We start from the raw sequence: 21,322 nt of genomic DNA, 5'->3' as shown, positions 1-21,322 counted from the left end.
TAACCTCTATTGGGATAAAATGAAGTTATTGCTCCTCGATCCTAAGATATCTGGTATATCAGGTGATATGCTACTCTCTGCACTTGTAGATTTAACTGGAGATATAGAGACAGTGTATCAAATATCTCAAACTATAGAGGAGTTGGATAACTGTAAAAAATTTAAGATAGATATCAGGGAGGAGAAGATAAATGGAATAAGAGCGAAAAGACTTCATATAGAGATAGTGGAGGATAAACTTAAAAATCCTCAGGATCTAAAAAGGGCGATGGAGGAGGTAGTAAATAAGTTGGGACTTTCAGAGAAGGTTAGAAAAATATCTTTTAATATCCTCGAGGATCTCATATCTGCAGAGATGAAGGTACATGGAGATAAAAATATCCACCTTCACGAGATCTCCTCCCTTGATACCATCTTCGATATCTTAGGAAGTGCCACACTACTTGAGAAACATGGGTACTTAGACGGCAAGATTTACTCCACACCTCCTGTATTAGGTAGTGGATACATCCAAATGGAACATGGTATCCTCCCTGTACCTACTCCAAGTACCTTGGAGATACTCTGTAAATACCGTATAAAATACACAAACCCTCCCTATACAACCAACTTTGAACATACTACACCAACAGGTATCGCCATCCTGGTAAATATCGTAGATAAGATAGTGGATAGTTATCCAGAGATGATACCTTTAAAGGTGGGATATGGAGGGGGTTCTAAGAGGTTGGAGAATGTACCAAATGTTCTTAGGGTAGTTGAGGGGAGGATTGAAGATAAGGAAGAAAATATTGTAGTCCTTGAAACCAACGTAGATGATATCTCAGGTGAAGTTATTGGAAACCTCTACGAGGTACTGTTTAAGAGAGGTGCTAAAGAGGTTTTCGTTGTAAATGGTATAGGGAAGAAGAACAGACCCACTTATGTTATTACTGTAATTACAGACTACGGGAATCTCCACAGGATGGTTGAGACACTTATGGAGGAGACAGGAACCTTGGGGGTTAGAATTAAAGAGGTTGATAGGATTAAGGCAGAGCGTAGGATAGAGGTACAGAGTATCAATATAAAGGGAAGATCTTATAAAGTTAGAGTTAAGGTATCCTATCTAGGGGATAAATTGATAAATATAAAACCTGAGTACGATGATGTAAAGAAAATAGCAGAGGATCTGAATATACCCCTCAGAGTGGTTTTAAAGGAGATAGAGAAAGAGATATCTAAGATCTACAGGCACCTAAAACACCTTTAAGTCTATACCTTCAATATATACCCTCTTTCCCTCCACCTCTACTACAACTCCAGAGTGTACCTTCTGCATCATACAGTGGTTAGGTATGAATTTTACAGTACGTCCAACCTCTGGTATCTTACCTGCAACAACGGTACCCTCAAAGGCCAATACAATTGCAATACCTACATTCTTGTATCTCTTAAGTAGATCCTCATCACCTCTGATCCTATGGCATGGGCCTTGGATATGAACTACATAGAGTCCATCTTTTTCCTGAATAACCTTGGCAAAGTGAGGTATTGGACAACCTAAGGGCCTGTAGTGTATGAGATCTCCAACCTCTAATTCAACTCTTTTTGGGATCAGTAAGGTTTCCCTACAGGATGGCTCACCAGGTAGGGGATCCAGTATAAAATCTCCTCTATATCCATCGATTATACCAACTATTTTAATATTATTATTATTTTTATTATTATAATTTTTATATTTCCTCAGTATATCTCTCAACTCTTTCAAATTTCCACTGAAATCTTCCCGAAGTAAGATTGGACAATTCTCTAATGAGGTATTTCCCTTTAAAAGTTCCTCTGCAAATATATCACATTTGGGATAGTTACAGGCTCCACAGTTGTATCCAGGTAGTAGATCTACAACTCTCCTTAGAATCTCCATACTTCACTCCCCTACGTACTTTGTAAATCCGTCTATTCTCCTTAAAACTCCTCTATGATATTTCTTAGAAACTCTCTTTTCACCGATACAGAGGGTACATATACACAGTGGAGCACTATGTCTCAACTCTTCAAATTCTAAATCACTGTATCTTATAGACCTTGTCCCTAAGATTTCTTTTGCAATCTCCTCGCATCCCTGCCCACTTAACCCATTTACATCGTAAATCCTACATTTTGGATTCATCTCTAAAACCCTCTCCCTAAAAATCTCCCTCTCTGCCTGGGAGATGATATCTCCCTTTGTAATAGCCACTACGTCGGCACTTGTTAAAAATGGACCTACCTTCCTTGGAGTATTTGGCCCAGAGGTTGCATCTATTACACAGATTCCAAGGGTGTTCTTTGTATAGGGGGCACATCTATGACACAAACCAGCAGTTTCAACAATGAGTATATCTGTATCTTTTTCCTCCTCCTTTGCCCACTCCACCATCTCCTCTAAGTTGTATATTGCAAAGTGATCTGGACACATGTCCTTACTAAGTCCTACAAGTACAGGAATGCCTAATCTTTTGTACCTCTTATCATCCTCGGTATATAGACAGTCTATCTTCACCACACAGGGGTTAAACCCTGAATTTATGAGATATTTTATTGTATGAATCAGTACCGATGTCTTACCTGCTCCAGGAGTTCCTGCTACAACTGCTATCTTTATCCCTTTATCTGATATACCTGTCCTCTCCATCATATCCCATCTATTTTTATAGAATTAAATTTACGTCCTTCATCTCCAACACTTCTCCCTCCCTTATCTTCTCCCTGAGGGAGAGTATCCAACTGTCTATTTTACTTAACTTCTTCGAAACCTTCTTTTCCTCTGGTGTGGTGTTGATGATCTTACACATACCTCCCTTTTTCATAACCACCCTTCTATCAGTCATAAGGGCCAAAAGGGGATCGTGGGTTACGATCATTACGATCTTCCCGTAGTCAGCCAGTAGATTTAAAGCCTCATGTTTTTTTATCCCTGCATTTTCTATCTCGTCTATCAGTACAATGGGAGAGTCACTTATAACTGCTATATCAGCCACCATTAGACTTCTCGACTGTCCACCGCTTAATATTGTCAAGTTGTAATCCCTCTCAATAGGTTCTCCTGTCAACCTGTTTGCCAACTTCAATACTTCATCTACAACCCTATCTTTTTCAACACCCCTACTCTTTGCATGCATCAGTATGAACTCCTCAACTGTCATATCCGCTAAAAAATTCATATTTTGAGAAAGTTGGGCTATTATCTTTTTTCTCGGATCCCTCCTTATCTCTTCAGGGGGAGTTTCTCCATTTATCAGGATCTTTCTCCTTGAGAGGGTATCTCCCTGGGCCAGTTGCTCTATATCACTTATCAGCGTAGATTTCCCACTTCCTGTAGGACCTACAATACCAAATATCTCCCCCTTCTTTATCCTTAGTTCCCTCACACTCTCCAACTCTCCATACTTGTTATACCCTCCAATAACTGTGATCTCTTTGATATCCATAGTTTAACCTCCCCTGTTATTCTAAACCTTTCCAAAGGTATCTCCCCTTAACCCTCTCCTCAGAGTCTCTAAGGAGATCACATCCTCATAGGGGATATTTCCTAAATTAACGTCAGGCCCAATATTCAGTATAAAATAAACCTGTTGATTCTTCTGAGGAGCCTCGAATATCACCTTTTCAAGGGGGATTGAGTTTATCAGAGTTTTAAACTCCTCCTCTTTAACATTACCTTTACTGTCAAAGAGGCCTATAGACTTTCCACTCTCCCTACCCTCCACAATTACGTAATCTGCTCCTACATCTATATCCCTGTTTATCAACTCTATTCTCTCCTCCAAGGTTATCTTTCTATCCATCTCTACACTCTTTTTCCCAACCTCTGTCAATACAGTAAAACCTCTCTCCTTCGCCCTCCTTATAACCTCCTCCCTCTCCTCTAAACTTAGATTTATAGAACCATCTGATATCTCCACAGTCTCAAAACCTAACTCCTCACACTCCCTTAGATACTCCTCAAATAGCCCCTTGGAGTAGGCAACCTCAAATAAGGTACCGCCAGGGTAGGTTTTTATTCCATATTTTTTGTATATCTTAATTTTCTCCTTTACAATATCCCTATCTATTACTGCAGAGGTGCCCCATCCAAATTTAACAAAGGTTATATACTCCCCACATACTCTGAGGTAGTCTCTGAGAAATTCTGGAGGTAGTCCCTTATCTAAGACCATTGTAATACCTAACTTCTCCTTAGATTCTCTTAGAAATTCAAAGGCTCTCATACTTTCAACTCTTTTAATATGTTCTAAGATTTTATTATCAAAAGAAAATTTTAGGTAGAGTATTATATTATAATATAAACGGTGTTTATTGTAGTGTTAATGCTTTATATATTTTGTGGATGGGATTGGTGTTTTATTATATATCTAAATATTTTGATGATATTTTTAAGATAAAATAATGATAAAAGTAGTATAAGATTAGTTAAAACTTCATTAATCTACAGTAAAAACAGTAAAAAAGGATCTATAGGATCCAATATATTATACTAGGTGTATTAAGGAGTAAGTAAAGAAGAATAAGAATGTCTCCCTCAGATAACATCTAATATCTTCACGGGGTTTATACCTTCAATAGGTAAGAATCACTCTATTATTTCTTCATCTGTTTTACAGTGTTTAACAATTAAAATTCAACTAAAATTATTACTTTATTTTTTATTCTTATGTTTTTAATTATAATATTTTATTATCCTCCATTTTTTAATATTTTTAATTTGGATACTGGTATTTTATCTTTACAATGTTAATTTTATAACTCACCCTTCAACTAACTACCACTCCAGTTATAGATCTCCTACCGTAATCTACCACCTTCACATCTACAAAGGATCTAAGTTTCAACCCCTCCCCTTTTATACCTACCAGTATCGGATAGGTACCAAGTTGCCTACCAAAGTATAGGTTTTTCTCCTTCACCTCTAAGAGAACATCCCTTAATACAGTACCCTTTGGAACAACCCTCTTCAACATAGGTTTATCTATCTCCTCCCTAACCTTCTCCCTAAAACTTAGGAATAACTTCTTCCTTTTATTTGCTTTTTTAACATCTTTAATACCTATATTGGTACCGTAGAAAGGCACCACCTGTCTTATATTTATCCTCCTCAACATCAACCCTCTATCGTATATTTCCTTTAGATACTGGTAGTTTATCTTAAAGGTTCTCTTGGACTCTCCCTTTAACCCAAAGAGTAGGTTTATACCTGGAAGTAGATAGGGAAGACCACTTGGACCCCTCCTACCTCCAATTTCGTTAAGTATCTCCACAGCCTTAAGGACATCCTTGGGAGTTGTTAATAGGTTGTTCATCTTAATTACCTTCTCGTCGAAACTCTCCACACCGAAGGCAGCCACATTTCCACTTGTGCAGTATCTCACTAATATCTTGGCAACCTCCCTACTCTCCTCTTCATGTCTCGCTATTACTGCAGGGTTGGCGTTGTCTATGTGGAGTACCTTAGGTTTAACCCTGTTCCATATACTTTTAAATAATCTCTCTATTGCCTCAACGTTAGGTTTTGGTACCTCCTCCCTCTCACTCTCTAAGGATTTGTAGGAGAATATACATGGTTGCCTACCTATCCTGAAGTATCTAACACCTTCATTGTATAACGCCTCTATCTCATCAACTATATCCCTCTCATCCCTAAACTTTGGAGTGCCAAAACGTCTCGGCTCTGTACAGAAGGAGCATCCTCCACTTAGATACCTGGAGCATCCCCTGTAGGTCTCTATCTCTGCAACGATATAGGGATAGTTAGGATGCTCCCTTACGATCCTCGCCCCCTTTATTGCAAACTCCCTTATACTTTTGTAGTCTCTAAGTTGGTGGTACTCCCTGTCTATCTTCTCAAGGTTAAACTTATTCTCTATGAGATCAGAGAGGAGTTTCTCAAGGTCTCCCTCTGCTACAAGATGGAAGAAGGTTTTATACCTCTCTTCATCTTTTAAGGTACCTCCCTCCATGGAGGAGCCGAATCTGGTTCCTGCAGGACCTCCTAAGATCTTAATACCCCTGTAATTATATAAGATAGAGACTATCTCCCTCAATGTGGCAGGTTTAGCATTTAGATACTTCCCAGGTGTGTGGGATCCACATATAACTATTATAACATCAAATTTATTCAGATCATAACCTCTTTTCAACTCCTCCCTTAACTTATCTATGGTAATGTAATGAACATCCTTATATCCATAGTGATAGAGTACTCCAGCAGCGTACCTTGGATATGTACCTATATAGGGAGGTACCCCCAACCCTGCAGGTTCATCTGTGTATCCATCCAGTATTAAGAATCTCATAGTATCACATTATAATGAAGTATATAATATTTTAAAAATTATGAGAAAATAAGAAATAAAATTAAGTATTAAAAGTATTTCAAAACCCTAAATATGGTAAGATCGGACGTTTATTTCTAAAATATTGATAAATAGAAGAGTTAAAGAATTTTTTATTTTTTAAATTTATTATTTTTATTATTATCATTAATCTTTATTGACAATAAAACCGTAAATTATATATATTTAATATAGGAAAGATATTTCCGACAATTATAACAATAACTAATGGGTGGAAATGATGGATCTAGTTGAGAAGGCCCTAGATTACATAAAAACCAACGATGTTAAGTTTATAAGGTTCCAATTTGTGGATATCCTAGGTGCTCCTAAGAATGTAGCCTACCCTGTAAAACCTGGAGAGAAAGGTCTTGACGAATTAAGGGAGATACTTACAGAGGGTATATACTTTGACGGTTCTTCAATTAGAGGTTTTGTTCCAATAGAGTACTCAGATATGTTGTTAAAACCTGATCTATCAACACTCTCTGTTTTACCTTGGAGACCTACAGAGAAATCTGTAGCAAGGGTTATCTGTGATGTCTATACACCTGAAGGGAAGCCATTTGAAGGAGATCCAAGAAGTTGTTTAAAGAAGATAATGGACCAACTTAAAGAGGATCTAAATGGGGAATACTTCGTAGGTCCTGAACCAGAGTTCTTCCTAGTAAAACCAGATCCTCACAACCCACATAGGATGATCCCTGCTGACATTGGAGGATACTTCGATATGGAGCCTTTAGATGACGCCCCAGATATTAGAAGGGATATAGTATTGGCACTGGAGAACCTTGGATTCCACGTAGAGGCATCCCACCACGAGGTAGCACCAGGACAGCACGAGGTAGATTTCAAGTTTGACAACGCCCTGAAGACTGCAGACAGTGTTGTTACCTTCAAGACAACTATAAAGATGATAGCAAAGAAGTACGGGTTAATAGCAACCTTTATGCCAAAACCATTCTACGGTATGAACGGTAACGGTATGCACTGTCACCAGAGTGTATGGTTAGATGGAAAACCATCCTTCTACGATGAAAATGGACCATACCAGTTAAGTGAGACATGTTTAAGTTATATTGCAGGTATCCTTGAGCACGCCAAGGCAATTGTTGCAATAACAAACCCAACAGTTAACTCCTACAAGAGGTTAGTACCAGGATATGAGGCACCTGTAAATATCGCCTGGGCAAACAAGAACAGAAGTGCAATAATTAGAGTACCTGCTATAAGAGGTAAAGGTACAAGGATCGAGTTCAGGGCTCCAGATCCATCCTGTAACCCATACTTGGCATTTACAGTGATGTTGGCAGCTGGATTAGATGGAATAAAGAAGAAGTTGACACCACCTGAACCTGTGGAGAAGAACATATTCACAATGAGTGAGAAGGAGAAGAAGGAGTTAGGGATTGAATCTGTACCATCTAACTTGAAGGAGGCACTTGATGAGTTGGAAAACGATACAGTCCTGAAGAAGGCACTTGGAGACCATATATACGAGAACTTCATGGAGTTGAAAACTGCAGAGTGGGATAGTTTCAGAACTGCAGTTACAGACTGGGAGACAAACATGTACTTAGGAACACTGTAATTATCTCTTTTTTATTTTTTTATTAATGGATTTTTTTATTAATAGACATATCAACTTTTATAATTTAAGAACTATCTATTTTTTAAGTTAGTAAAATTATTACCTGTTTTTTATCAGGATTTTTAATAACTGTTTTGTATATTATGTTTTAGTTTTAATGTTTTCAATAATTCTTTTTTATAATAATTTTAACAATAATTATTTTATCAGGATTTTTTGATAGATATTTGAACTATTTTGTTATGGAAAAGGTGAAAAGGTGAATAAATTTATCGTTGATAACTTAGCAGGGATCCTCCCCTATGAAAAGAGTGTTTTAGATGTTTTTAGAGATAGAATTAAGAGATCTATTGAGAAAAATCAGGAGATCTCCTTTAAAATTGCCGTAGGATTTTTCTTTTTTGAAGGTTTTCAAAGGTTGTATCCAGAACTTAAGGAGTTGTATGAGAGGGGATTACTTAGGGAGTTTAAACTTGTAATGGGGCCAGAGACTAAGAAATCGACTAAAGAGATTTTGGAATCTTTGAAAAATGAGGGAAGTGTACTTAATAATGAAACTTTTAACTTCATAAAGGAACTGTATAACAGGGGGAAGTTTGACTTCAGGATATTCTTAGATAGAAACCTTCATATAAAATTGTATCTTTTTGAGGTGGGAGAGGAGTTGGAGATATGGACTGGTTCTGCAAATTTAACTGCAGGTGGGTTGGAGGAAAACATTGAGTTGATAGTTCCAGTTGAGGATAATATATATAGAGAGTTTTTCAATGAAATTTGGAAGAGATCTACAGATAAGGTTGAGGATCTAAAGGTAATAGATGTAATTAGAGAGGGCTCTATCTCTGAGGTTATCTACCTACATCCAAGGGATTTTATTGTTAATCTTATAAAAATTCTCGATAAAAAATATCTTATTAAGAATATAAGTGCAGATCTCTCCTACCTCGCCGAGTTCCAAAATATGAGTTACTACCTATGTGTAGATAAGTTGAATAGATACGGTGGATGTATCTTAGCCAACTCCTTTGGGTTGGGTAAGACTGACGTTGGATGTACAGTGGCAAAGTACTATAGGGAGTTAGGTAAAAAGGTTTTAATTATCCATCCTCCAGTGTTAAGGGAACACTGGGAAAATACGCTGAAGAAAGTTGGGTTAAAAGAGGGTGATGTTGAACTACTATCAAGGGGCAAACTTCAGAAGAGGGATTTTGACTATGGGAGGTACTTAGGTGTTGATCTGATCGTTGTAGATGAGGCTCACCACTTCAGGGTTTCAAAACCAAAGTCCAACAGGAGGGAGAATTTAGAGAATATTGTAAAGATCAATCCTAAATCCCATGTACTCCTTATTACTGCAACTCCAATAAATACCTCCCTCCTGGACTTCATAGAGTTGATAAAACTTTTTGTTAAGGGGAACTATAAGGAGAGGTTTGAATCGGAGGGGATACTTGCTAAAATGAAGGAGGTAGAAAATGAGATTAGAAAGAGGGTTATAACTTCGGAGACTGTTAAAAAGTTAAATGAGTTGATTAGAATATTTTCTGTAAGGGTGGAGTGGCCAGATCTCCCAATTTACTTTAAGGAGGATCTTAAAAAGATAGCAGGGGTTGAGGATATAGAGGAGCCTGATGTAGTCCCTGTAAATTACAAGTACGATGAAGAGATTGCAGGGGAGATCTTCGATAAAGTTGTGCCCTTTTTAAGTGAGGTTAATTTTGAATATACGAAACTGTGGGAGAGGGAGTACAGGGAGGATAAGAACCTTATATGGTGGTATAAGTGGAGACTTTACAAGAGACTTGAGAGTAGTATAATAGGGTTTAAGATAAGTTTAGAGAACATCCTCGAGAAAAACAGGTTTCTCTTGGGATACCTTAGGGAGGTTACAGTTAATAAGGAATATTGGGAAAATACTAGATTATTCTCAAAGGAGAGGTTGGAAAATATAAAAAATACATTCCTCTCCCTATCTGATTCAAAGAGGGATGAGATCCTGAGGAGGATAGAGGAGGATATAGATCTCATTAAGAGGATGTTAAAGAGTATTGAGGGTATTAAAGATCTCCAGGAGAGGGATGAGAAGATCGCTAAACTCCTCGAGATCCTTGAAAAGGAGGGAAAACCAACTATTGTATTTTCAGAGTCAAGGGATACTGTGATCTACATAGGTAAGAGACTTAAGAGGTACGGGAAATTTAAGTTTGCACTTGCCTACGGTGGAGAGGATCCTATTGATGAGGAGGGGGAGGAGTTTCATAAGGTGGATAAGGAGAAGGTGGAGAAGGAGTTCAACGAGGGTAAATTTGACATCCTAATTACTACAGATGTGTTAAGTGAAGGTGTCAATCTGCCAAGGGCAGATGTGGTTGTAAATTTCGATCTTCATTACAACCCTGTTCGACTTATTCAGAGGGTGGGGAGGGCTATAAGGATAAACAACCCTAAGAAGGTTATAATATACAATTTTGTGCCAGATGAGAGGATAGATAAGGAGTTGGAACTCTGTGATAGACTCGCCGAAAGGGTAGAGAATATAATCTCGACTATCGGGTTAGATTTCCTTATCTGGGCTATGGAGGAGGGCAAATTAAGGGAGGTGTCTGAGAGGAATAGAAAAAGAACTGTGGAGTTGATAAGGGAGTACAAGTGTATACTGGCAAGTAGGCATCCAGAGGAACTTGGGATGAAGTTATCTCCAACACTCTCGAAGGAGGATAAGGTATTGAGGGAGTTTATAAAGTTTTGGAGTATTTCAGAGGAGACTGTCGAATCCCGTAGTAGGGTTTATAGAAAACCTATATTTACCTCTTTGGAGGTGGGTAAAGGGGGCTACTTTGTTGTTTTTAAGTACAGGGGATCTGTCTATACCTTAGGTGAGTTGATCTTCTCTGAGAAGAGAGGGACTGCAAAACTAAGTAGGGAGGAGTTGGAGGAGATAAAGGGTTTAGTGTTGGAAAAGTGTTTGGAGATGGACAGGGAATTTCTAAAGGTAAGTTATGGGAGAAAGGATAGAATCAGTATGGAGATAGAGAGGATGGTAGAAAAGATGGAGAGGTTGAAGGAGGTATTTGAAGGTGTTGATATAACCACTCTGCCGAAGAGGGAGAGGGAGGATATTTTAGAGATTTTGAGAAAAGTTGAGAAGATCCCACCTTGGAGGAGGGGGGAGGAAATAAAGAAGTTGGAGGGTAAGATAGAGAGGTTAAAAAGTAGAGGACATCAGAGAATCTTAGAAGAGCCGGAAATTTTAGCGGTATTGAAGTATGTGTAGGTTTTATTGATAAAAATTATAGTTTTAATTTCCTGTCAAAGTAATAATAATTAAGAATAATAAAAATCTCATAGGGTTTTTATTTTTTAAACAACTTCTCTATTTATTTTATTAACTTTTATGGTTATATTTTTTCAAGTGTCCAAAAAAAATACTAAAAAGTGGTTGTTATGAGTAGAAGTCTATTTTAGTTTTTTATCATTATCTTATAGTATATTACATTATATAATATAATTTTTATTATAATATTTTATTTAAAATGTTATATCTTGACAGTTTCCATAAATGTAATCGAAATACATAAATAGTGGATTTTGAGATAAGGTATAATATATAAACAAATTATAACGGGGGAGGGGAGGTATGAAAAGAGTATATACTACACTATTTTTACTTACTCTATTTTTAGGTATTGTCTCTGTATATGGAGATACAATATACGTTCCTGACAATTATTCAACAATTCAACGGGCTATAGATGCTGCAAAGGATGGGGATGTGATAGTTGTTAGGGATGGGATTTACTATGAGAATTTAGTTATTAACAAGAGTATTATTTTGAAATCTGAGAACGGTCCGGAGAATTGTATTATTGATGGGAATAACTCTGGAAATGTGATAGTGATTAATGTAGATGGGGTTACTATTGATGGGTTTACGGTTAGAGGGGCTGGTGGTTGGTTTAATGCAGGTATTAGAGTAATATCAGGAGGGGCTGGTGGTTGGTTTAATGCAGGTATTAGAGTAATATCAGGAGGGGCTGGTGGTTGGTTTAATGCAGGTATTAGAGTAATATCAGGAGGGGCTGGTGGTTGGTTTAATGCAGGTATTAGAGTAATATCAGATAACAATATTATTAGGAATAATAGTATATCGGATAACTGGATAGGTATCTACTTATCCTCATCAAACAACAACACCATTAGTGGTAATGATATATCGGATAACGGGTGTGGTATCTACTTATCCTCATCAAACAACAACACCATTAGTGGTAATGATATATCGGATAACAACTGGGGTGGTATCCACTTAGACTCTTCAAGCAATAACAATATCAAAAATAACACTTTCATTAATGATGGTATTTTCATAGTAGGAGGATCTCTAAAGCACTGGGATCATACCATAAAAAACAACACTGTTAACGATAAACCTCTCTACTATCTCAAAAATCAGAGAGGTGGAGAAGTTCCAGAAGATGCTGGTCAGGTGATTTTAGTAAACTGTAGTGAAATGATCGTAGAAAATCTAAGTATAAGTAATACAGATGTTGGGATCGTACTTGGATTCTCATCACAGATTGTAATAAGGAATAATAATATATCGAATAACTGGAGAGGTATCTACTTATCCTCATCAAACAACAACACCATTAGTGGTAATGATATATCGGATAACAACTGGGGTGGTATCCGCTTATACTCTTCAAGCAATAACACCATTAGTGGTAATGATATATTGGATAACAACTGGGGTGGTATCCACTTAGACTCTTCAAACAACAACACCATTAGTGGTAATGATATATCGGATAACGAGGATGATGGTATCTACTTATCCTCATCAAACAACAATACCATTAGTGGTAATGATATATCGGATAACGGGTGTGGTATCCGCTTATACTCTTCAAGCAATAACACCATTAGTGGTAATGATATATCGGATAACAACTGGGGTGGTATCCGCTTATACTCTTCAAGCAATAACACCATTAGTGGTAATGATATATCGGATAACAACTGGGGTGGTATCCGCTTATACTCTTCAAGCAATAACAATATCAAAAATAACACTTTCATTAATGATGGTATTTTCATAGTAGGAGGATCTCTAAAGCACTGGGATCATACCATAAAAAACAACACTGTTAACGATAAACCTCTCTACTATCTCAAAAATCAGAGAGGTGGAGAAGTTCCAGAAGATACTGGTCAGGTGATTTTAGTAAACTGTAGTGAAATGATCGTAGAAAATCTAAGTATAAGTAATACAGATGTTGGGATCGTACTTGGATTCTCATCACAGATTGTAATAAGGAATAATAATATATCGAATAACTGGAGAGGTATCTACTTATCCTCATCAAACAACAATACCATTAGTGGTAATGATATATCGGATAACGAGGATGATGGTATCTACTTATCCTCATCAAACAACAACACCATTAGTGGTAATGATATATCGGATAACGGGTGTGGTATCTACTTATCCTCATCAAACAACAACACCATTAGTGGTAATGATATATCGGATAACAACTGGGGTGGTATCCACTTAGACTCTTCAAACAACAACACCATTAGTGGTAATGATATATCGGATAACGGGTGTGGTATCCGCTTATACTCTTCAAGCAATAACACCATTAGTGGTAATGATATATCGGATAACAACTGGGGTGGTATCCGCTTATACTCTTCAAGCAATAACAATATCAAAAATAACACTTTCATTAATGATGGTATTTTCATAGTAGGAGGATCTCTAAAGCACTGGGATCATACCATAAAAAACAACACTGTTAACGATAAACCTCTCTACTATCTCAAAAATCAGAGAGGTGGAGAAGTTCCAGAAGATACTGGTCAGGTGATTTTAGTAAACTGTAGTGAAATGATCGTAGAAAATCTAAGTATAAGTAATACAGATGTTGGGATCGTACTTGGATTCTCATCACAGATTGTAATAAGGAATAATAATATATCGAATAACTGGAGAGGTATCTACTTATCCTCATCAAACAACAACACCATTAGTGGTAATGATATATCGGATAACGAGGATGATGGTATCTACTTATCCTCATCAAACAACAACACCATTAGTGGTAATGATATATCGGATAACGGGTGTGGTATCTACTTATCCTCATCAAACAACAACACCATTAGTGGTAATGATATATCGGATAACAACTGGGGTGGTATCCACTTAGACTCTTCAAACAACAACACCATTAGTGGTAATGATATATCGGATAACTGGAGAGGTATCTACTTATCCTCATCATCAAACAACAACACCATTAGTGGTAATGATATATCGGATAACGGGTGTGGTATCCGCTTATACTATTTAAATAACAATATCATAAATAACACCATCTACCTCAACAACTTCATAAATAACAGTAATAATGTCGGTATATTCGTTAGTATTGATATTTCTACTCCTCTTCCAACGGATATCTGGCACTCCCCAGAGAAAATAACCTACACCTACAACGGCACTCAATACACAAACTACTTAGGAAACTACTGGGATGATTACACTGGAAACGACACAGATGGAGATGGAATTGGAGACACCCCTTATCAAATATCCTCATACGATATCGACAACTATCCACTAATGCAACCATGGCAAAATTACATAATTCCTGACATAAATATTACTCCTATATCCATCGATTTCGGCAATACTCTTGTAAATGAAACTAAAACTGTAATTATAACCATAACCAACAGAGGAAACGCTGACTTAATTATAACCAACATATCCACAGAATACCGAGCACCTCCAGCTGAGATTGGTTTGAAAAATATACCTAAATTACCTCTTATCCTTAAGCCCAAAGAATCATACAATCTTACAGCATTCTTCAGTCCAAGTAAGGAAGGTAACTACTCCAGTAATATAACCATTGAATCAAACGATCCCGATAAGCCTACAATAACAATACCTCTAATCGGTAGAGCTGTTAATGTACCAAATCTAAAAATAGAATATATTAACATAAACACTCCAATATACAACGGTATCAAAACAGAGATAAATGTATCAATAATAAACGATGGTACTAAAGACATAAACACATCATTCCTTGTGGATATAACTATTAAAAACTCCTCTCAAGAAGTTGTATATAACATAACAAGAAATATATCTAAGTTAAATAAAAGCAAATCTGAAATAATAACCTTCAACTGGACTCCTGAGAAACCAGGTACCTACAACGTTACAGTAACTGTAGATCCTGACAATAAAATAAATGAATTAAATAAAACTGATAACAACAAGACTTTGACTATTGAAGTAAAACCAATATCTGTATCCATCAGATTGTACAAGATTTCAGGAAATAATAACAATATAACAGCAGCAATAGAAATTTCAAACATTCCAGATTATAGACCTCTCAAAAAGTACAACATATCCATTAAATTACAAAACCTCTCAGTGATAAACATTACCTCAATAGGAAACCACAGTAATGTGACTTCTGATAATACTTTAATCATAACAGGTAACGTCACCAATAAATCAGGAGAATTCATAATTGTCAATATTACCTTTAATATAACTAATAGCAGCTACTCAGCGATATTAGAGAAGGCAGAACTGTTAGATACTAACAACATACCATTCTATGAAGTAATCCTAAAGAATGAGATTATTGGAACAGTAGAGAATATAAAAATAAATGTAAGTGGCTGTAACGTCACAACAAAATCATTAATAGAAGTAGGAGATATAAACTTAACTGAACTTCAAATAATAAATAACACTGATCCAAGCCAATTAAATGACACATTAATAATACCAATAGTCAACGAAAGTGCAAATATAACTATAAACGACAGTATAATTGGAAACATAACTAGAATCCTCGAAGTGGCAGAGAATATTACAAAAGAAAAAATTAAAAACGAATCTGATGTAAAAGAAGTAGTTGAAAAGATTGCAGGAAACATTACACCAGTATTATCTCAGAACTTCAATATAAGTAATATAACCAATAGAACAGAGATTGATAATAGCACAAACACAGTAAGAGCTATTATCTCCTTCAGGGCAGAAAATACCTCCAATAAAGGATTCGTAATAGTCAGGATACCAATAGGTAACCTAACAGTAAAAAATGTCACAGTAATTGAGAATGATACTGTAACACCACTACCACAGTGGAATGAAAGTATAAGTTCAGACATAGGATGGTACAGAATACCTGTCAAGGGAGTATTGGAGATAACACTAATAAAAGATCCTATGGTAAATATTACCCTCTCAGCGAATTTATCAACGGAAGAAGATTTACAAACTCCAGGAGGATCTTCTACCTCTAATAGAAGACCTAGAGGACCTGATGAACCTAGAGAATCTACTGAAGGATCTGAAGGAAGAACTACCAGCTCCACCATTATAGAAACAGACATCAAATCAGAGGAAATTAGAAACTTCATATATAAAACAAAACTCATAGTAGGTTCAGAGATAGATATCAACCTCTCAGCAAAGTACCTAAAAACTGATATAGATCTAATAGATACTCCCTTCGAGATAAAAGAAGACTGTATCCTCGTAGGAGGTCCAGTGGCAAACCCAGTTGTGAAAAAGTACCTGAATTACTTCCCAGTAAGAGTAACCAACGAATATCCAGGAAAACATAAAGGTGTAATAGAGGTAATAAAGATCGACGGTCACACAGTTGTCCTCCTGGCAGGTTCTGACAGATGGGGTACAAAGGCTGCAGTGGAGTACTTCAAAACCTTGGAGGATCTCCCAGATGAGCCTATCTTCGTGGAGTGGAGGAATGGGGAAGCAGTGAGGATAGAGAGGCCTTAATTAATAATTTTTTTTATTTTTTATATCCTAAATACTTAGAAACAGGAAATATAGACAGGGATTTTCTAATTTCTTTTTTACTTTGTATTGATATCTAATTAAATACCAGTGTTTAAATAAACTCTCATTTTTTCTCAGTACTCAAGGTATTCCAGAGGATAACAACGAGGTTTATTCTTTTTTTAATTATTCTTAGAATATTTATTATTATAAATATAAGAATAATAATAAAAATAATAAAAAAAGGTGATAAGCGATGGTTTATAACTTAGATTGGTTGAAGGAGAAGGGATTTTTTAAAAAGGTTATACCGTTGGAGGATGTTGAGGGGGCTTTAGTGGATGAAAAGAATATGTTAGCCTATGTGGAGGTTTCCTCCAACGAAGAGGTTGAGAGGATAAAGAGGAGGTTAATGTCTCTGAAGGTTAAGTATATCTGGTTTTTCTTTCCCTCTACAGGAAAAGTAAAAGTTTTTAGGAGGATCGGTGAGATTAAATGGTTCTACTATTCTCCTAAGATGAGAAAGGACTATCGGAAGAGTAGGGAGGATAAACTGAAGAGGTTCTCTCCAGACAATATGAATATTCTCTTCGATATCAGGGACGTTGTAGAGAAGTTTTACTGGGAGTTGTGGGAGCATAGAATACTGATGGCTAAGAGTATAGAGGAGTTGAAGGAGGATAGGGATAAACTTATAGTTGTCCAACGTCTGATCGACAGACTCATCTTCTTCTACTTCCTCGCCCAGTTGAAACTTATAAAGGTAAGGAGCGAGGGGATGGAGTGGGTTTTAGATAGGAGGAATACAAGGGAGTTTTTCCAGTGGATCTGTGATCAACTTAGTGAGGAGGAGTTGCAGGAGTTTCTCAACAGGATATTCTTTGACGTTTTAGGGAAGGTTAATGAGAGGGGTTTTGTCTCGGAGGAGTTTGAGATTGGAGGGGAGAGGTTCTCTATTCTATCACCTTGCTTAAACGGTGGGTTGTTTGTGGAGGAGGAGGTTGAAGGTATTTCAGAGAGGGATATTAGGATCTCCGGGATAAAGAAGTTGATCCTCGATGTCCTCAACAACTACAACTGGATAATTGGAGAGGAACTTCCCGAGGAGGAGGATGTAGTTGGAGATCTAACACCGGAGATCATCGGACATATATATGAAAAGTTTGTCGTCTCCCTGGAGCAGATAGGACTTGGGAGGATAAAGTTAGAGGATGTCCATACTGTCAGAAGGGAGTTGAGGTATGGGAGGAAGAAGATTGGAGCCTACTATACACCTGAGGAGATCACAAACTACATCTCCATGAATACCATCTATCCCTATATCAGAGATAGGTTGAGGGAGAGGTTTAAAGGGGATGGGGAAACTTTACTCGATAACCTCTTCAGTAAGGATAGTTTTAGTGGGGAGGAACTGGAGATTGTAAAGTACCTCTACTTTGAAGTTTTAAGGAAATTGAAGATCTGTGATAACGCCTGTGGTTCTGGTAGTTTCTTAATCGCTGTTGGGGATATTCTACTTAGGTTGTACAGTAGGGTTTTGAAGATCTTAGGGGAGAATTTAAGTGAGGATAAGGACGTTAAAAAGGTTTTAGAGGAGATGGAAAGATCTCCAACGAGGAACTACTACATCGTTAGGCAGATAATTGTAAATAACCTCTATGGAGTAGATGTAATGGAGGGTGCAGTTGAGATCGCTAAATTGAGGTTCTGGCTCTGGTTGATATCTCAGGTTGATCCTAAGAGGGTTGAAGGTAAGAGGATCGAAACACTCCCTAATTTAGATTTTAATTTAATGGTTGGTAATTCATTAATAGGATTTGTGGATATTGAGGATGTGGAGTTTGATTTTATCGGGGGACAGATAACCTTAGATTCCCTATTTGGAGATAGTAAGGTGGAGTGGCTTAAAGATCTTGCTAAGAAGAAGAGGGAGTTTAAGACTTTACCATCTCATGAGGCTGTAAAGTTGAAGGAGAGTTTAAATAGAGAGTTGGAAAAGGGGAGGGAGTTTTTAAATGAGAAGTTTTACAGTATGTTGAGGGGGAAAGGGATCAAGATATCTAAGGAGGAGTTTTTGAATTTGAAGCCCTTCCATTGGGGTTTTGAGTTCTACGATGTTTTTGATCTGGAGAAGCCGAAGGAGGAGAGGGGTTTTGATATTATAGTTGGGAATCCGCCTTATGTAAGTAATAAACAGATAGAGACATCTAATAAATTAATTTATTCAAAATTATTTTCATTAGCAAAAGGTCAATATGATATATTTACTTTATTTATAGAGAGAGCATTTACTATCTTAAAAATAGATGGATATTTTGGATATATAATTCCAGATGTATTTTTAGATAGATCTAATCATGCTCCAATAAGAGAATTTTTACTCAATTATACTCATATATTTAAAATTGTTAGGATTAGAGAAGTTTTTAGTGATCCTACAGTTTCAAATATATTACTTTTCTTCATAAAAAGATATGAAAACAAGGATTATATTTTAGAAGTGTATAATTTACACTCTTATAAGGACATAAAAAATGATAATAAGAAAAAATTCTGTTTATTATCAAGAGATTTTATACTGGAGATGCCTTTTGTACAGATTGCTATACTTTCTTTAGAGGAAAAGGATATTATAAAACACCTTATTAATAAACAAAAGTGTGAAAAATTTATAAAAATTCGTAGAGGCGAAGAATACGGGAAAAAGGTTATAAAAAAAGTAATAAATTTAAATCAAAAAAACCAATTTCTTAAAATTTTAGCTGGAGAAAATATTTTTAGATATTATATAAGTTCATATGGTTTTATTGAAAAAGAAAAAATAAAGAAAAATCCAGATTTATATAAATCTCCAAAAATAGTAATTAGACAATTAGGGGAAGAAATTAACGCTGCTTTTGATGGAAACCAAGATTTTATTACACTACAAACAGTTTATAATATTCATATGAAATCATTAGAATTGTCTGCCAAGACCTTTCTACTTATTATAAATTCTATGTTAATTAAATGGTATTATTCAAAACTTTTTAAGGGAAAACAGTTATTTCCTAGGATATTAATAGAAAATATATATACACTTCCACTAGAAATTCCACCAACCCAACAACCCTTCATAACCCTCGCCGACTACCTCCTCTTCCTCAACGCCACAGAGAATAGAAGAAAAAAAGAAAAAGAACTAATAAATTTCATCGACAGGCAAATAATCGATTCCCTGGTTTATGAACTGTACTTTAAAGAAAAATTCTACCAGGATAAACTATATCCAGAGCCGAAGGAGTACCTCTTAGAGTTGATCTCCAGGCACTTAAAACCAATTAACTACGATCTCTGGGCTGAACTCTATTGGAAAAGGGAATTAGAAGGAGAATTAAATAAAGAAGAGGAAAATAAAATAAAAGAATTAGAGGAAGAAAACTTAAAAACAATTAAAGAAGTTGTCAAAAACATCAAAAAAGACAGGAAGATCTCAGTACTGATAAACAAGATAAAGTCCCATCCCTGGGTTAAGGTTATAGAAGGGAAAAATTAATATCAGAATAATAAAAAATAATTATATATTATAAAATTAAAATTTAAATATTAACTTTTTTAAGGAGATCCTCTGCAATATCTCCAAATATTGGGAATTTGTACCTCTCCCCTTGATATGCCTTATACATGCCCAGTATCCAAAATGCAAGACTTACAAGATTTATCAATAAACTAATTAAACCTCCAATATATGGAATAAATGCTACTATCATGCCTATTATCGTCAAACTTAAAAAGGTTACCAAAGATTGCATAGCATGGAATTTAACAAAATCACTTTCTTTTTCCAAAACCAAAAATATAATACCAGTTATCACCCCTACTAAATAACATAATAAACCTTCGATATTTTCTTCTAAACCAAGACTAGTTTTCGACATATATAACACCTCTATTGTCATAAATTACTATAAATTTATACTTTAAATTCTGAATTTTCTATTTTTTATACTTTTCTGTGTTTTAAGCCTAGTTAATACCTCTTTAGTACATGAATTATACATTAAACATAAAATCCCTAATAATCAGAAAAATAATTTAAATAATGGTATATATAATAGTATAAAAAACATCCAAGATCCCTATGAAAAGAAATCTACGTCTCCAAAAACTTATAGAAGTTATAGAGGAGTTAAAGTACGAGAACAGTTTAGGGATCCCTATAATAGTAGAGGGTAAGAGGGATGTCCAATCTCTTAGAAAACTAGGGATAGAAGGTATTATTATCCCAATCTCCAAGGTGCCTATCTTCCAGGTTGCAGATGTGTTAATAGAAGAAGGCATTAGGGAGGTTATACTACTTACAGACTTTGACAGGGCTGGGCGCCAATACGCCAAGGAGATCATAGTGGAGTTTGAATCCAAGAGGATAAAGGTAAATAGATCCTTCAGAAGGGATATTATGAAATATACCATGGGGTTGAAAGATATAGAGAGCCTCTACAACTACATCCTTAAAAACTGTGAGGACTACTTCATAAACGACTGGTGATC

At 36.1% G+C, this 21,322-nt stretch carries 12 protein-coding genes; 6 read left to right on the top strand and 6 right to left on the bottom strand.

Translation table 11 applies throughout. From position 1 onward, the window contains the following. The first annotated feature begins 19 nt into the window (after positions 1–19). The gene (gene larC, locus CFE53_RS04705; RefSeq protein WP_148120713.1) at positions 20–1,252 is read left to right on the top strand and encodes a nickel pincer cofactor biosynthesis protein LarC; all 1,233 of its coding nucleotides are present in this window, start codon (positions 20–22) and stop codon (positions 1,250–1,252) included. Here the strand turns inward: larC and CFE53_RS04700 are convergent. From CFE53_RS04700 to CFE53_RS04680, 5 genes are all read right to left on the bottom strand, one after another. Beyond that, the gene (locus tag CFE53_RS04700) at positions 1,238–1,906 is read right to left on the bottom strand and encodes a (Fe-S)-binding protein (protein WP_148120712.1); all 669 of its coding nucleotides are present in this window, start codon (positions 1,904–1,906) and stop codon (positions 1,238–1,240) included. The two genes, larC and CFE53_RS04700, sit on opposite strands and share 15 nt — an antisense overlap. Positions 1,907–1,909: 3 nt before the next feature. Next, the gene (locus CFE53_RS04695) at positions 1,910–2,626 is read right to left on the bottom strand and encodes a GTP-binding protein (protein ID WP_148121162.1); all 717 of its coding nucleotides are present in this window, start codon (positions 2,624–2,626) and stop codon (positions 1,910–1,912) included. Between the two features lie 46 nt (positions 2,627–2,672). Further along, positions 2,673–3,452, bottom strand: a complete 780-nt coding sequence (locus CFE53_RS04690) for an ATP-binding cassette domain-containing protein (protein ID WP_148120711.1) — start codon at positions 3,450–3,452, stop codon at positions 2,673–2,675. A 21-nt stretch (positions 3,453–3,473) separates the two neighbouring features. Further along, the gene (gene comA, locus CFE53_RS04685) at positions 3,474–4,232 is read right to left on the bottom strand and encodes a phosphosulfolactate synthase (protein WP_148120710.1); all 759 of its coding nucleotides are present in this window, start codon (positions 4,230–4,232) and stop codon (positions 3,474–3,476) included. 543 nt (positions 4,233–4,775) lie between these two features. Continuing rightward, positions 4,776–6,314 carry a radical SAM protein gene (locus tag CFE53_RS04680; RefSeq protein WP_148120709.1) on the bottom strand — a complete coding sequence of 513 codons (1,539 nt, stop codon included), beginning with the start codon at positions 6,312–6,314 and terminating at the stop codon, positions 4,776–4,778. 280 nt (positions 6,315–6,594) lie between these two features. On the opposite strand from CFE53_RS04680, the gene glnA reads away from it, so the two are divergent. The 4 genes from glnA (at position 6,595) to CFE53_RS04660 (ending at position 20,327) form a co-directional block, all read left to right on the top strand. Then, entirely contained in the window at positions 6,595–7,944 is a 1,350-nt protein-coding gene (gene glnA / locus CFE53_RS04675) for a type I glutamate--ammonia ligase (protein ID WP_148120708.1), read from the top strand. Positions 7,945–8,203: 259 nt separating this feature from the next. Next, positions 8,204–11,218 carry a helicase-related protein gene (locus CFE53_RS04670; RefSeq protein ID WP_148120707.1) on the top strand — a complete coding sequence of 1,005 codons (3,015 nt, stop codon included), beginning with the start codon at positions 8,204–8,206 and terminating at the stop codon, positions 11,216–11,218. Positions 11,219–11,581: 363 nt separating this feature from the next. Beyond that, positions 11,582–16,792 carry a NosD domain-containing protein gene (locus CFE53_RS04665; RefSeq protein WP_148120706.1) on the top strand — a complete coding sequence of 1,737 codons (5,211 nt, stop codon included), beginning with the start codon at positions 11,582–11,584 and terminating at the stop codon, positions 16,790–16,792. 256 nt (positions 16,793–17,048) lie between these two features. Next, a complete protein-coding gene (locus CFE53_RS04660; protein ID WP_148120705.1) occupies positions 17,049–20,327 on the top strand; it encodes an Eco57I restriction-modification methylase domain-containing protein in 3,279 nt (1,092 codons plus the stop codon). 43 nt (positions 20,328–20,370) lie between these two features. Here CFE53_RS04660 and CFE53_RS04655 read toward each other — a convergent pair whose 3' ends face one another. Next, positions 20,371–20,709 (bottom strand): DUF4870 domain-containing protein, encoded by a 339-nt coding sequence (locus CFE53_RS04655; RefSeq protein ID WP_253254742.1) that lies wholly within the window; start codon positions 20,707–20,709, stop codon positions 20,371–20,373. 203 nt (positions 20,710–20,912) lie between these two features. Between CFE53_RS04655 and CFE53_RS04650 the strand changes: the two genes are divergently transcribed. Then, positions 20,913–21,320: a toprim domain-containing protein gene (locus CFE53_RS04650; RefSeq protein ID WP_148120703.1), complete on the top strand. Its 408-nt coding sequence runs from the start codon at positions 20,913–20,915 to the stop codon at positions 21,318–21,320. Positions 21,321–21,322: the final 2 nt, after the last annotated feature.

The sequence above is a fragment of the Methanofervidicoccus sp. A16 genome (assembly GCF_003351865.1).
In the GTDB taxonomy this organism is placed as follows: Archaea; AGJL01; Methanococci; order Methanococcales; family Methanococcaceae; genus Methanofervidicoccus.
Note: the sequence above shows the minus strand (reverse complement) of the source record. Positions and strands in the feature narration are given on the sequence as shown.